At 45.2% G+C, this 15,916-nt stretch carries 10 protein-coding genes; 6 read left to right on the forward strand and 4 right to left on the reverse strand.

Annotated elements, in window-relative coordinates; all coding sequences use genetic code 11:
• Window positions 1–92 precede the first annotated feature (92 nt).
• Complete coding sequence (locus D9603_RS01455) at window positions 93–1,727, reverse strand: cyclic peptide export ABC transporter (RefSeq protein ID WP_128729775.1); 1,635 nt, start codon at window positions 1,725–1,727, stop codon at window positions 93–95.
• A 99-nt stretch (window positions 1,728–1,826) separates the two neighbouring features.
• Here D9603_RS01455 and fhuF point away from each other — a divergent pair, with 99 nt between their 5' ends.
• The 6 genes from fhuF (at window position 1,827) to dhbA (ending at window position 8,413) form a co-directional block, all read left to right on the forward strand.
• On the forward strand, window positions 1,827–2,585 hold the full coding sequence (fhuF, locus tag D9603_RS01460; protein ID WP_128729776.1) for a siderophore-iron reductase FhuF: 759 nt from the start codon (window positions 1,827–1,829) through the stop codon (window positions 2,583–2,585).
• 79 nt (window positions 2,586–2,664) lie between these two features.
• Window positions 2,665–3,879, forward strand: coding sequence for an isochorismate synthase (locus D9603_RS01465; protein ID WP_128729777.1), 1,215 nt, complete (start codon window positions 2,665–2,667; stop codon window positions 3,877–3,879).
• Window positions 3,866–5,479, forward strand: a complete 1,614-nt coding sequence (locus D9603_RS01470; protein WP_128729778.1) for a (2,3-dihydroxybenzoyl)adenylate synthase — start codon at window positions 3,866–3,868, stop codon at window positions 5,477–5,479. Before D9603_RS01465 ends, D9603_RS01470 begins: the two co-directional genes overlap by 14 nt.
• Before the next feature lie 9 nt (window positions 5,480–5,488).
• Window positions 5,489–6,355: an isochorismatase family protein gene (locus D9603_RS01475; protein ID WP_128729779.1), complete on the forward strand. Its 867-nt coding sequence runs from the start codon at window positions 5,489–5,491 to the stop codon at window positions 6,353–6,355.
• On the forward strand, window positions 6,355–7,659 hold the full coding sequence (locus tag D9603_RS01480) for a condensation domain-containing protein (protein WP_128729780.1): 1,305 nt from the start codon (window positions 6,355–6,357) through the stop codon (window positions 7,657–7,659). The genes D9603_RS01475 and D9603_RS01480 overlap by 1 nt, the downstream gene beginning before the upstream one ends.
• A complete protein-coding gene (dhbA, locus tag D9603_RS01485; protein WP_128729781.1) occupies window positions 7,649–8,413 on the forward strand; it encodes a 2,3-dihydro-2,3-dihydroxybenzoate dehydrogenase in 765 nt (254 codons plus the stop codon). Before D9603_RS01480 ends, dhbA begins: the two co-directional genes overlap by 11 nt.
• Here the strand turns inward: dhbA and D9603_RS01490 are convergent.
• From D9603_RS01490 to D9603_RS01500, 3 genes are read right to left on the reverse strand one after another with little or no spacing between them, the layout of a single operon-like run.
• Complete coding sequence (locus D9603_RS01490; RefSeq protein ID WP_128729782.1) at window positions 8,388–9,755, reverse strand: PepSY-associated TM helix domain-containing protein; 1,368 nt, start codon at window positions 9,753–9,755, stop codon at window positions 8,388–8,390. The genes dhbA and D9603_RS01490 overlap by 26 nt on opposite strands.
• A 51-nt stretch (window positions 9,756–9,806) precedes the next feature.
• Window positions 9,807–11,894: a TonB-dependent receptor gene (locus tag D9603_RS01495; RefSeq protein ID WP_241651550.1), complete on the reverse strand. Its 2,088-nt coding sequence runs from the start codon at window positions 11,892–11,894 to the stop codon at window positions 9,807–9,809.
• Window positions 11,895–11,954: 60 nt separating this feature from the next.
• Entirely contained in the window at window positions 11,955–15,911 is a 3,957-nt protein-coding gene (locus D9603_RS01500; RefSeq protein ID WP_128729783.1) for an amino acid adenylation domain-containing protein, read from the reverse strand.
• Window positions 15,912–15,916 lie beyond the last annotated feature (5 nt).

The raw sequence follows: 15,916 nt of genomic DNA on the forward strand, positions 1-15,916 counted from the left end.
TTGCTATTTAGTGGTTCTAAATGAGAAATTTTTAACGCTGTTAGCGTCAGATTTACTCCTTCAAATTGAGTAAATATTAAGTCAAATTGGTATTAAGCGAGCGTTGGTATTGGTGTAACAGGTGATTGTGTTACCTCTGTTAAACAGCCATTTTCCATCTTGAGTAATCTATCTGCCAAAGCAAAGTATTTATCATCATGAGTGATGACTAGTACTGTTTTTCCTTTGTCTCTCAGCTCTGGCAACAACTCTCGGTAAAACACATCTTTGAAAACAGGGTCTTGATCAGCAGCCCATTCATCAAATAAGTAAAATGGTCGATCCTCTAAATAAGCAACGACTAGTGCAAGGCGCTTGCGCTGACCCTGAGAAAGACGCTGAGTGGTAAAACGGCCAGCCTCGATACTTACCTTATGATGAAGATTAAGTTTACGAATTAGCGCGTTACCTTTTTGCTCCAATTGTTCACATGGCACGTTTAACAGGCGATCAAATAGGTAATAGTCACCAAACACAGTGCTAAATAACTGCCGATAGCCATCTAAATCAGTGCATGTGATCGCTTGATTATCTACTTTAATCTGCCCCTCATCAGCTTCATATAGGCCGCACAGCACTTTAGCAAAAGTAGTCTTGCCACTGCCGTTACCACCAACTAGGTAAATCAACTCACCCTTTTTAAACCCAATATCAATCGGCTGCAATGAAAATATATCGTCACTTTGCTCATGATAGTAGCGATGACATAGCGACTGTAATTGAATGCGTTCAAAGCTTGCAAGTGCTGGTACCCGACTCTCATCCTCATTGACCAGCTCATCACTTAGTGTCTTAATGGTGTTCGCAGAGGCTTGCGCAGCAAATGCTCTGGGTATGTTGGCAAGTAAGGTTTCAAGAGGCGTAAGCATATACAAAAACAATAATGCAAAGCCCGACATAATACGCTGACTCTCTTCACCGGTTTGCTGTGAAAGGAAGAAAAGTGCGCCACCAATGAAAGTAAAAATTAAAAAGCCCCCCCACGATGATGCCATATGTAATATCGATACCCCTTCGATACGTTCTTTACGCAAGGCATCAATGGCTGGATGGAGGACTTCTTGTTTAAAAAATGCGCGCTTATTGCGATTAAGTTTAAGCTCTTTAATGCCGTCTGTTATGGCATCAAACTGATGGAAAAGGCCATCCTGCATCGCCGCTGCATTAGCAATTTTCTTAAAGGCTATATTGTTTGCAAAGCTATAACTCACCGAGCCAAGTACTAAGGTGAGCAGCGCAAAAAGAAAGATAACCCAATCTAGCCACGCCATGTATACAAAAGCACCCAAGACTATCATGGCATTTGTTAAAATCCCTGGCATACTCATAAAAAACCCTGCAACCTTGAGGCTATGCTCAGTTAAGCAAGATTTGATCTTTGCGTCTCCTTGCGCTTCTATATTGCTGATTTTCGCTTCTATGGTTTTATCTGCAACTAACTTTCGCAATTCAGCCTGACTATGCTCACTGAGCTGCTCAGCGACCAACTTGGAAATAAGTTGTACCACAACACCCGCCAAGGCAAGCGCAGCAAACACCATAAAATACTCAGTTTGACGTTCACCATTAGCATTAATAATTTCATTGATCAGTGCCACCAATGAAACACTGATAATGCCAAAAATAATACTGCTAAGTGCTGTCGCAACAAAGCGCTGCCAAGTCTTTTTTATCAGAAAAACTAACACGATTTCTCCCAAGGATGATCAAATCCCTTACAGGACGACTTTGAACTAAAAAAATTCACTTGGATCGCGTCATATATTAAAAACCCGATAGCCTAAATCATGTTACCTATTCTCAAACCTTACTTGTCACCAACACTTGCACAATACGCACGCGGCGTTTCATTGATCAGCGAAACGCAAACGCCATTGTCTCAACAACTCGAGCGCGTGGTGACACTTAGCGAGGCAATTGCGCAATTCAGTGCTGCCAAAGGAGTGAAAGGTAAAAGAGCACAAGCTTCGGTATGGCATATGCACTACACCTTACAGATCATGCCTTCGGTGCTGTTTGTACACAGCGTGTTAAATCGTAAACTACCTTTTGCAACTGAGCAGGTAAGCATAGACACCAATCATTGGCAGCTACAATTACCACACCAAGGCACCGCTATGGCTTCGCAGCCTACCTTGGAAAAATACGACAGCTTCATCTTTGAGCACTTGGTGCCATTACATCGTTTCTTAGTACAGCACTTTGGTGTGCCTGAACCTGTTTTATGGAGCAATTGCGCTTTTAGACTAAGGCAGTTTTTCCCCACAATCCTTCATTATACTGGCAGGCGCAAAGAGACGCAGGAAGACTTTGAGACCCTCACCCAGTCAAAATACTTAGGACAACTGCCTAACCCATTTTACGCGCCTCGAATCGAGCTTAGTGATACACATGGCCCTTATCAATTAAGAGCATCCTGTTGCTTTTTACACAAGGTAAGTAATAGCAAGCTTTGCCGTGACTGCCCCAAACAACCACATCATGCCGATGCACGCCAACAACAGCGAGCTCTGTATAAAACAATGATGGCAACTAACGACATATAAATCTAAATCTTTATTGTTTACCTTCGTCTTGATGTCAATTAATTCGTTTTCACTGCTGCTTTGTCAGCGAGGTGTGCTCATGGACTTCAGTCAAGTTATTCAGCTCGAACAATATACAAAAGCCGCGCAGTTTAACCCGGAGAAAAACTGCCTCTTTACCACAGGAACGCACTGCCTAGTCAGTCAAGGCGTGCGCAAACGCATTACGCTACCGATCAACGATACCGCACAACTGGTTGCCAACATTAGCGCTAACATGCGTGACCTGCCTGATGACACCATCGCATTTGCAGCACTGCCGTTTTGCAAAACAGAACAGGCACAAGTCATCATTCCGGAAAAGGTATCGCGCTGGGATAAAGCCGCGTTTAACGCTTGGTTTGATGCTGAATTGGCTCCTGTTCATGGGCAAAAGAACCACCTATCAGCAATTACAGACATTCAATCGCAGGCGCAATTTGAGCAAGCGGTTGTTCAAGCGAAGCAATTATTCGATAGCGAGCAGCTAGACAAAATTGTACTCAGTAAGCAAACACAGCTGGATTTCGATCAGCCAATAAATCACCACTTGGTGCTACGTAATTTATTACAGCAAAGTCAGTCAGGGTATCACTTTTCATTCCCGACGATAGATGGCGCGACATTAATGGGAGTAAGCCCTGAGCTGTTACTCAAAAAGCAAGCTGAAGCGTTAACCACCAACCCATTAGCTGGGTCTATTCCACGAGATCCGTGCCCAAAGGAAGAAGCCCATCGACGCAGCGTATTATTTGCATCAAAAAAGGATAGATATGAGCATGCTGTGGTCATTGAAGACATCCAGCAAGTACTTAGTCCATTTTGCAGTAAACTAAATATCCCTGCCCAGCCTGAATTATTAAGTACAGCCACCATGTGGCATTTATCCACTGTGATCTCTGGTGCCTTACAACATCCTGAAACTCACAGCTTGATGATTGCCAACCAGCTGCACCCCACCCCTGCGCTATGCGGTAAGCCGACCTCTGCTGCCTATCCAAAAATAGCGGAACTAGAACAACATAGCAGAGGCTTATTCTCAGGAATAATTGGCTGGTTTGATAAGCAGGGTAACGGTGAATGGGTAGTGGTAATACGTTGTGCGCAGCTATATAAACACACTGCGACACTCTTTGCTGGCGCAGGCATAGTGGCGGCTTCTGATCCCCGCTCGGAGTGGTTAGAAACAGAGGCAAAACTCAATACCATGTTGAATGCACTCGAAATAAAGCAAACATACTACGCAATGAGAAATAAACTCCATGAAGCAAATTGATTTTACCCCTTGGCCCCCTGAGCTAGCAAAGCGCTATCGTGAAAAAGGTTATTGGCAAGACCGCCCGCTAACTTCAGTCATCAGCGATCAGCTCGCACAACATGGCGAGAAACCAGCCGTTATTGATGCTCACCGTAGTTTGACGTATCAAGAGCTTGAAGCGTATAGCGATCACTTGGCTGCTTACCTTGCCGTTCAAGGGATCCAGCAAGGAGATACTGCGCTTATTCAACTGGCAAACCAAGTTGAATTTTATATTAGCTTATTTGCTTTGCTAAAGTTAGGCGCAGCCCCCGTATGTGCGCTGTTTAGCCATAAACAGACAGAAATTAACAGTTACTGCGAGCAACTTGAACCAACAGTACTGATTGTCTCTTCAGCGCATGAGCTGTATCGTGATGACGCTTTTATTCAAACATTACAACAACAGTACCCAAGTATTCGCACGACGTTGGTGGATCACCCCAAAGGTAATAGCCTATTAAAACAGGCCTACCTTCAGCCCCGCGCATTTATTGCCCCTGATTTAAACCCTGAACACGTGGCGTTCTTCCAACTTTCGGGCGGCAGTACAGGAACACCTAAACTTATTCCGCGCACCCACAATGACTATTTGTACTCTGTGGTCGCCAGTAAAGATATTTGCGAATTAACAGAGCAACATGTTTATTTATGCGCCCTCCCTGCGCCTCATAACTTTCCACTAAGCTCCCCTGGCGCACTTGGGGTTTTTGCCGCAGGCGGCACGGTTGTGATGGCAAACGATCCCAGCCCAAGCAGTTGCTTCCAGTTAATAGAAAGATACCAAGTTACCCATACGGCTTTAGTTCCTCCAGCCTTACAACTGTGGTTACAGCACGCACCAAAAAGCGCACATAACTTACAAAGCCTCGCGGTAATTCAAGTGGGTGGCGCTAAATTAAGCCTGACCATTGCAGAGCAAGTTAAGCCACTACTTGGCTGCCAGCTACAACAAGTATTTGGCATGGCTGAAGGGTTGGTTAACTATACCCGCTATGATGATCTTTGGCATATCCTTCATACACAAGGTCGACCAATCAGTGAAGACGATGAAATCAAAGTCGTCGATGAGCAAGGTAACTTAGTACCAGATGGTGAAGAAGGGCGACTCTTAACAAGAGGGCCTTATACAATTCGCGGTTACTATCGCTCACCTGAACATAATCAAAGTGCCTTTGATGAGCATGGTTTTTATAGCTCCGGAGACTTGGTAAAACGTTTACCATCTGGCCACCTCATCGTCACCGGTCGAGTGAAAGACCAAATCAATCGTGGTGGTGAAAAGATCGCAGCAGAAGAAGTCGAGAACCTTTTACTCGGGCATCCAAATATTCAACAAGCCGCGATTGTAGCTATGCCAGATGCAACGTTAGGTGAAAAAAGTTTTGCTTTTCTTACTGGTATACCAGTTAAAGCACTTGCACTTCGAAAATACCTGCGCGAGCAGGGTATCGCTGACTACAAAGTGCCAGATAAGTTTAAGTTTATAGACAACTTACCGTTAACGCCTGTTGGCAAAGTCGATAAAAAACAGCTTCGTAACGAAACCGAAGTTCAGCAACCTACCCCACAATTTTAGAGAAGTAACATGAGTATACCTAAATTAAATCACTATGCTCTGCCGCGCGCCGCTGAGCTTGCACCAAATCGCGTAGAGTGGCAGCTAGAGCCACACCGTGCAGCGTTATTGATCCATGATGTCCAGCATTATTTTGTTTCTTTTTATGGCCAAGACAACCCATTAGTCACCGCCATGATAGAAAATATTCAACGTATAAAAGCGTATTGTTATGAGCATGATATTCCAGTCTACTACACCGCTCAGCCAATTAAACAAGGTCGTAATGAGCGCGGCTTACTACTTGATATGTGGGGAGCTGGACTACAAGATCCCAGCCAGCAACCTATCGTTGATGCACTTGCCCCCACAGAAAAAGACACGGTACTGACCAAGTGGCGGTATAGCGCATTTCAAAAATGTGATTTTGAAAGCCAACTGCAAGCTCAGCAGCGTGATCAACTATTGATTGTCGGTATTTATGGTCATATCGGTGTAATGACCACAGCAATAGATGCGTTTATGCGAGATATCCAACCCTTTGTTGTCGCAGATGCAATCGCAGATTTCACCAAAGATGAACATATGATGGCACTTCACATCATCAGTCAACGTGCAGGTAAAGTGCTTACTACCGCAGAGCTTATTGGTGAAGCCAGTACAGACTTGACCACTCTAGACGGATTAAAAGCGTTTATCTTGCCATTAATTGATTGTGAACCTGATGAGTTTGATGAACATGAAAGCCTCATTGATTACGGCTTAGACTCTGTACAAGTCATGAATTTAATTTCTTTGTGGCAGCAACAAGGTATTGAGACTAATTTCATCGAGCTTGCACAAGTACCAACGCTTGCCGCTTGGGTGGAGCTGTTAGAAACACGGATGGCTGAATAATGGCGTTGCCATTAACTGACTCTCAACATGCCATGTGGCTGCTGCATACCATCAGTGGCCAAGGTAATTTGTTTAATGTTGCCGAGTGTTTAGAGTTTCACGGTAAAATCGATGCCGCGCTGTTTAAAGCCGCGCTGCATCATGTATTTGAGCAAACAGAGTTATTACGTAGTCACTTTATTCATGATGACAGCTTTACCCCCAGCATTATTGTGGGAAATATTCAGCCCTCATTGAACATTGAGTATCTTGACCATGATATTGTCTCAGTCGCAGAGTTTATGTCTCAGCAGGTTGCCACAACGCTCGGCAAATCGTTTGATTTGGCTACTGACTGCTTAATGCAATTTAAATTAGTACGTACGCCAAGCCAAGATTATTGTTTTATTGTTGGCCATCACATCGTGCTGGATGGCTATGGCTTTGGGTTATTTCATCAAGCTTTAACTCGCTGTTATAACGCATTAAACGCGGGTAAACCTATGCCTCATTGCCAATTTACCACGCAACAACAGCTACTTGATTTACACACCAGCGACAAATATCAACAACGTCTATCCGAGGCTAAAGCGTCTTTAAACCAGTGGCTGGATCAACACCCACCGGCACAAAGCTTTAGTCATAGTGAAGCCGCGATCACAGCACCTAATCAACGTTATCACTTCGGGTTAACACGTCCCCAATGGCAAACGTTACAATCTGCCGCAAATTATGTGGATGCCGCCCCAAGTGAAATTTTACTGAGCGTCATTGCAGCCGTGTTAGCCGCCAAGCACAGTACCTTTGAAGTCACCTTAGGGCTTGTGATGATGAATCGCCACTGTGCTATTGAGTTCTCCTGTCCGACGGTACAAAGCAATGTTCTGCCATTACCATTGACTTTGCCGTCGGCGGATGGGTTAAAGCATGTTGCAAAGCACATCAATAAACAAATTAAGCGCCTGAAGTCCTTACAGTGCTACCGCGTAGAGCACTTAAAGCGCGACCGTAAACAACAAGGTAAATCCATTGAGATAAGCGGCCCGACAATTAACATTCTACCGTTTACCAGTCATCCTCGTTATGGCGAGATAACAACGCGTAGTCACATTCTCAGTGCAGGTACCACTGATGACCTGATGATCCAAATCTACCTAAATGGTGATGAGCCAGCGCAGTTTGATATTGATTACAACCATGCCAGATATTCATCAAAGCAAATTAGTGCAATTGCACAGGCCATCGTCTCAACCGCGAGTCGCTGGACACGCACACCGGCTTTATCTTGTAACGCGATTACACAGGAGTTAGAACATGGGGTTTGATAGTCTGCTGCAACAGGAGTATCGCAATAAGGTGGTTTGGATCACAGGTGCAGGCCAAGGGATAGGTCAAAGTATTGCGGAAAAATTCATTCAACTTGGCGCGCGCGTTGTTGGTTTTGATAAACAATTTCCCCGTACTCATAACCTGTTTAAAGCAGTACAGTGCGATCTCGAAGACTTAACAACACTACAAGCTACATTGACTGAGCTTATCCAGCAGGGTCTTGCCCCTTATAATTTACTTAATGTCGCAGGGGTACTTGAGTTAGGTGAATTAGAGTCGCACTCATTAGAGCAATGGCAGCACTGTCAACACGTTAACGCAGGAGCCGTGTTTGTGTTTCTAAAAGCCTGTGCAAGTCACTTCAAACAGCAAGGTCTCGGCAGTATTGTAACGGTTAGCTCAAATGCCAGTCATACACCACGTCAAAGTATGGCCGCCTACTGTGCCTCTAAATCTGCTGCAACACAATTGACCCTAACCGCGGGGTTAGAATTAGCCCCTTATGGCATACGTGCCAATGTTATCGCACCGGGGTCAACATTAACCCCGATGCAAACCGGTATGTGGTTAGATGATTCAGGTGCCGACCAAGTTATTCAGGGTTTTGCAAGCCAATACAAGCTTGGGATCCCACTGCAAAAACTGGCGACACCAGAAGAAATTGCCAATTCAGTGTTATTTTTTGCTTCATCACTGAGTTCGCATACTACCTTGCAAGTGCTCACTATAGATGGTGGTGCGACACTTTAGGCTTCGCTTTAGGCTTAGCCTCAGGCTTATTCACGAGCGTTGCTTCGCGACATAGATTCAGCAACGCTTTTATCCAGATAGCGATAATGGCGCACGTTAATAATGTCCATACAACCAAAAATAGTTTAGAGCCCAATGGCAACACCGGGAACTGGCCAGCAATGCCATACCCCATCAGTGTGTGGTAGGCATAATATCCAATGCACAACAGCAGTGCACCGCTTAACCCCAGAGACACCTTCACACCGCGAAGATCTTCTTTGCGACGCAGTTTCAACTGACGTTTAACATACATATAGGTTCCGCTAAGCACTAAAAATGACAGCGCTAAGCCAAATATACACCACAGTATTTTTACCCAAACTCCTGCAAAATTACCAAAATGTAAGGGATCCGCAGTGTCAGATAATCGCCAATATAACCCTTGGCTAGATGCAGTTTGGCTATAGACTATCTCACCTGTGTATGGGTTGACATAAACCTTGTTAGCGCGGTCTCTGACCAATACATCATTAGCCTGGCCTTCAGCATAAAAGTAACCGCCAGAATAGCGGATGGCTCTAATATCTAAGTCTGGTCGCGCTTCTTTAACCTTAGCTGCGAGTGTCACCACTGATAGTTGAGGTTTATCTTGTGCTGCCAACTCAGGCAATGGATTTACAGCGAACTGCCCAACATCAGTATATGCCGTTTTGCCATCAGCTAAGTCCATCCTAACAAACTCAAATAAATACCACATGCTGGTCACGGCAATGACCACAGCCAACCATAGACTCCATACTCCAGCCAATTTATGGGTACTGGCGACTTTCGCGCGAGTGTCTCCACTGAGTTTTAATGTAAAAAATTTACGCCACCATCCTCGATAAAGGTACAGTGCCGTCAGTGTTGATATGGTGATCGGAATTGCAAACGCCAAAACCAAATAGTAAGAAACGATACTATCGAACACACCAAAGAAGTGCATATGAAAGTCTCGGAAAAACCGTTGAATATTCAAAAAGCTCGTTTCTCCTTGAATATTCCCGGTATAGGGATCAACATAAATATGTTGCCATGGGTTGTCGGGTAAGCGCACCACAAAGTCGTGCGCAAAATGTGCCTCGGCACCTGCAAAAGCAATCCCGATTCGCGCGTCCGGATAAGTCTCTTGCACCTTTTCATATGCACTCGCCAAGCTCACTTGAGGACTGCTCTCTGGCGCACGAACCGTATCATCAAATAGCCAATCTAACTCATAAGAAATGGTAGCAAATGCCCCTGTCCAACAGATCACGAATAATAGTAAGCCAAACCAAACGCCGCTTAAACTATGCCAACTGAACCATTGTTTTGCTGTCATTTTTTTCACCTAAAAAGGAAGTCGCAACAGCGCGTACTTCACTCTCCTTGTTTAGAATCGATAGTTAATCGCTAAGCTCGCGCTACGCGGATCACCTGGGAATAGCTGGCTATAGCTGTAACCGCCGGTCCAATGTACTTTGTCAAATAGGTTATCTACTACCAGTGATGCTTTCCAGTCATCCGCTTGATAATAAATACCCGCGTTATACAGCACATAGCTTGGCAGCAATAGTCCTTCTGATGATGTCGGACGCTCACCGACGTAGTTGGCGCCAATACCTACAGACCAATTATCATTAAATTGATACCGCGACCAAATTGTCGCCATATGCTTAGCAGCACCTTCTTTACGTTTCCCAATCTCACTGTCATTCAGATCTTTGGTTACTTTTGCTGAGTTGTAAGCATAGTTAGCAATAATTGAGAACTGTTCGCTCAATTGACCGTTGAGATCAAACTCAAATCCTCTCGCCCGCTCAGCACCACGCTGACGATACATGTAGCGAGCGAAATCAATTTTAGCGGATGCTTCAGCATCATATAGCACAACATTTTCACGAGTAATTTGATAAATTGCTGTTGTTATTTGTAAGTTATCATTGAATAAACGTGCCTTAAAACCGGCTTCGTATAATTCGCTATCTTGTGGTTTAAATGGTCCACCTTGCTCAGGGTTATTTGAATACAGTGGAGGTGGCTCAAACCCTTGCATCCAGCTGGCATAAACGCTCTGCGTATCGGACAGTTTGTATACAGTGCCAAGCCTTGGCAGTAACTGGCTGTCTTTTGAGCTACCACCACCCGTATTATCAAGGTCAAAGCGCTCTTCACGTAAACTGGCTAATAGCGACCATTGTCCAAGCACGATGCGGTCTTGTATATAAATCCCTTCGCTTTGTAGGTTACCCCCAAACACAGGGCGCTGAGTTGCATTATAACTGGCCGTGTCGCGACGCTGGTAAACCGGGTTTAGAATATCGAACTGTATTGCATTATTGGCCACACGCTGACTAGATTCTCTAAACCTGTCAATATAGTCATAACCAATGACAACATTATGTTCGATGTTTCCAGTATAGAAATTACCATTTAGATAACTGGAGAACGAGTCCGACTCTGCTTCAGAGTTACGATCAATGTAACGCAGATTCACCACAGAGTCAGAGCCATCAACATAGTTTCCAATACCATGCTCGATTAAATCTTGGTCACTATCTTGGTGCATATACTGTACAGCTAGCCACCATGAGTCGCTAAAACGATAATCAACGGCAAGGCTACTAATCAAACTTTCAGTATCTAAATGGTCCCCAGGCTGGGTGGCCGAGACTTCGATTGGCACCGCGCCCAACTGTTGACTGCCACGAATATTGGGCTGGCCTCGTTCTAAAATCCCCTCACTGTCTGAATAGACAAACTCCAAGTTTAGCTTGAGGGTATCACTGGCAAGAAAAGTAACGCTTGGAGAGACCAACAAGCCCTTGTTAAACGCTTGATTTCTGAAAGATTCTGAATCTTCGTAACCAACATTTAAGCGATATAATATTGACTCAGATTGATTCGCAGCACCAGTGGTATCAAGCGCCACATACTTCTCTTGATAACTCCCGATACGAGCACTTAGCTCATGGCGACTGGTTGCGAGCGGTTTTTTGGTTACCGTATTAATGACACCACCGGGGCTGGCATCACCGAAAATTGCAGAGGCTGGGCCTTTTATCACTTCTACCCGTTCGACATGCGCGATGGCTGTTTGTGACCAAAAGTCATTGTACGTGCGCATACCATTGAGGCGACGATCATCTTGGCTGCGAAAACCGCGAATAGTAATATCGTTGTATACCGAAAACTCACTGGCACCGCTAACAAAAGGCGTTACATCATTCAGGCGCATCAATCCCTGTTGCTGAATTAACTCTTTGGTCACTGCACTAATGGATTGCGGTAAATCTAAAATATCAGCAGCAGTCTTAGTTGCGGAATACGTATACGTAGCAAAATGCTTTTCCGAATCTCGTCCAAGCACTTCTATTACCTCTATATCTTCACTTGCCAGTGATTGCTCTGCTGCCCAACTGGATAGCGGAACAATACTGGCTAATATCAGTAATCGCTTACCTACTGATTGCATCGTCATAATCTCCTTTTCTTATTACCTGCAATGGTAACGAAAACAATTATCACTTACAATCTATGTTTATTTTAATTTTATCACTTTTTGTACAGTTTCTATGACACTCCCATGAGAAATAATCTCCATGTGATTGGCATTCACATACTCAATATGCTCAATGCCAAAGCGCTGGTTGAACGCGTTAGTCAGTACTTCATCGCGCTCTGTGCTCCACACCGCATAATAGGTAGGCGTATCTAATGTGTGATATTCCACTTCGTGTCGACCTGCGCAGCGCAATAAGTAAGTTTGCTCTAAGGTCTGGATAATTTCTGACACTGGCATGGCAGCAATATTCTTTTCCAGCAGTGCTAGATGCGCTGTCACAAAACGCGAAATATCCTCACCTCTTGACGCACTAGAATCACCGTCCGACCATGGAAACGCTCTTACCGCTTGCGCAAAATCAGTAAAGCGCTCGGGAGCGGCGACGCTTTCAGAAAGTCGCGTTAAAATATAATCACGCCAACTCTCCGAGCTTTGATTCGCAGGTTCAAAGGGATCCCAGCTATCAATGAGGAAGACGTTAGCTACCTGATATTTATGTAATGCGAGCGCTTCGACCAACTGTAATGCCAAGGCACCACCTAACGACCAGCCTAACACATGAATATTTTCATAGCCGCTCAAGTCTCCAAGCTGTTGAGCATAACGAGATGCCAGCGTCTTAAAATTATCGCTAGATGATAACTCAGTGTCAGGGGTGATCCCGACACACCTCACTTGTTCAGGCATCGCCATTGCCAAGGGGCGATATGACATGGTAAATCCACGGCCATCGTGAAGACATATTAATAAATCACTGGGTGCGCGTCCCCCTACTGACTCAGGCAAAATATCACTCACAGAAGCTTGTTTTGAGGCCACCATTTGCTCAGCTAAGGCACGTAAGTTATCCGCTTGCCAGATAGCCTGAGCAACGAGAGGTTCAGGTCTGGCAAGTTTATGCCACTGATGCACCATGCGTAGCGCGTGAATCGAGTTGCCTCCAAGGGCAAAGAAATTATCCTCCCGAAACACTTGCTGACGCTGTAAAATCTGTTGCCAGACGCGTGCTAATGCTTGCTCAACATGACCCACAGGTAATGTGCCCTGCGTCTGCTGTAATGAAGGTGCTGGCAGCGCTTTTCTATCCACTTTACCGCTGTGATTAAGCGGTAGAGTATCCAGTATAATAAGTTGCTCTGGCACCATATAACTTGGCACCAGTGCACTCAGCGCTGTTTTTATGTCTTCACTTTGCAGCTGCTGGGTGCAAACATAACCAATCAACTGCTTGCTCCCCTCGGCATCGTGAGCAACCACCACAGCTTGGGTTATACCATCAATACATAGCAACTGACTTTCAATCTCACCGATTTCTATACGGTGCCCTCTAATTTTTATCTGGTGATCTGTACGGCCGAGAAAATGCAGCTCATTACGGGCGTTTACCTCAACTAAGTCACCTGTGCGATAGAGTCGCTCACCCGTGTCAGAAAATGGATTGGCGATAAACCGCTGTGCAGTCAGTGCAGGTTGTGCAAAATATCCCCGTGCCAACCCTAAACCACCGATGTACAGCTCTCCACATACGCCCTGCGGACAAGCGTTTAAGTGCTGATCTAACACATATAACTGTGTATTTCGGATCGGATGACCAAGATGAATATGTGCAGTGACAAGGTGGCTAGAAGACCACACTGTAGTCTCCGTCGGGCCATACATGTTGTAGAGTGTGACCTGTTTATCTTGTAATGATTGAGCCAACGCCGGAGGCAGCGCCTCTCCGCCACACAGACCAATAACCGCAGCGCTAATCAACTCTTTTGCCAATAAGGCCTGCCACCCCGCAGGGGTCGCTTGAATATGAGTAATACCGATTAAGTCAGTAGCTTGTAGTTCTAGTACCGAGTTAGCAATATAAGTCTGCGCCCCACTGACCAGAGGCAGATAAAGCTCTAAACCAGAAATATCGAACCCCAGTGCAGTCAAGGCTAACCATTTTGAGTCATGTGTGAGTGAAAATTGAGACTGCATGGCGAGAATGAAGTTAACTAAATTACCATGACTTATCGCAACACCTTTAGGCTGACCAGTTGAACCAGAGGTATATAGAATATAAGCCAGCTGCTGCGGCCTGATACGAACAATAAACGGAGGCTGCGGATATTGCCGCTCGTTCACCGCAGCAATTGACCAAACCGGTAAATTCCCGGGGTTATGAACAGTGTCGATATTCGTCACAATCGCCACAGCGGCACTTGAGTTGAAAATTAATTGTTGGCGCTGTTGTGGCATGGTCGGGTCGATCGGAACATACACCGCCCCCGCCTGCATACACCCAAGCAGCGCAATAACCATGTCAGCTTGACGAGAAGTGATAATGGCAATTCTATCTTCGCTTTGCACTCCCTGTGCAATTAGAAAGTTGGCAAAGTTAGCGCTTAGCTCAAGCAACTTTTGGTAGCTTAGCTGCGCACCGCTATCATCCGCGATGGCCAACGACTCTTGGCGGCTGCCTTGTTTAGTAATAAGGTCGATAATAGTGACAGCATCATTATCTTGTTGTGGCGCACAAAATACGCTGTCGGGCTGATGGATAAGTACGTTATTTATACTTTGCTGTGGCTCATGCAGCACAGCGTGTAATAAAGCGAGATAGCAGTGCTGCAATTGTTGCAATAGCGCTTGGCTATACACCGTGCTGTCGGCTTCAAAATAAAGCTCAATAGCACCCTCTTGCACACTAACATCTAACGATAATTCAAACTTTGCGGTGTGGCTTTCTACGCTCACGGGGATAAGCGCCATCGTTTGGTCGCTACTTGGCTGCGGGTCACTTTGCAAATAGTTGAACAAGACTTGAAAGTACGGATGTCTATCAGACTGCACCGGCCACTCTAATTGCTCCGCAAGCCATTCAAATGGTACTTGATCTTCATTAATTAAACGCAGCGTATGTCGTTGGTTGCACTCAATCGCATCAAGAAAAGTGACACCATCTTGTACTTCATTTCTGTACAGCTGGGTATTCATAAAACACCCAACCACATCAGCAAGCTCTGGCAGATTACGAGCTGCGGTAGGCGAGCCTATCAAAAAATGCTCGGTACTACTAAAGCGGCTTAATGTCGCTTGCAATAACGTCATAAATAACGCTGCGGCAGTGTTTCCGTGGCGCTGGCAAAAAGCGTTAACTTGCTGAACTTGAACACGGGATAACTGACAACTTAATGTCAGCGCATGAGCTTGGTGTTCGTTTTCAGGCTCCACCATAGGTAGCGCAATCGGCTGCGGTACTGCACCCACGTAACCTTGCCAATAATCTAAAATGTTGTTGGCCTCTTCATTAAACAAGTAGTCACTTTGCCACGTCGCATAATCTAGGTAACGACATGATGGTTTAGTCAGTGCTTGTCCCTGATATGCCGCTAGCAAGTCTTTTAAGATCAAGGTTTTTGACCATGCGTCGCTCACAATATGATGATTGCGTAATAATAAATATCCGCCTTGAGCCGTACGCACCCATGCAGCTTTTAATAGCGGCACTTGGCTTAAATTAAATGGCTTATCACACCATGCTTTGACCTCTTGTTGTGCAAAAAGCGCATCACCATCAAGCTCAGTGTCTACTTCAATGAGGGTTAATGGCACCTGACACTGCGACGCGACCACCTGAGTTGCCGCGCCGTCAAACTGATAATAAGTGCGGAAAATATCATGACATTCAACGAGTGCATCCAGTGCGCACTGGAGCTGTAACAAATCTAACGCATTAGGCGCACGATATGCACGTAATACATCATAGGCGTTACTGGTTGGATCAATTTGCTGAAGTAGCCACAAGCGCTTTTGCTGAAACGAAAGCGTACCTGAGCTGTGCTCAGTGGCGACGATAGTTGTCGTGTCGCTTTGTGCTTCGGGCTCACTCCATAATTGTGCCAACAAGTCCAAATCTAGACCATCGACCAGTTCATCCGCTAACTCATTATTTGACATACCCA

Origin of the sequence: Pseudoalteromonas sp. PS5 (assembly GCF_004103255.1) — a bacterium.
Taxonomy (GTDB): domain Bacteria; phylum Pseudomonadota; class Gammaproteobacteria; order Enterobacterales; family Alteromonadaceae; genus Pseudoalteromonas; species Pseudoalteromonas peptidolytica.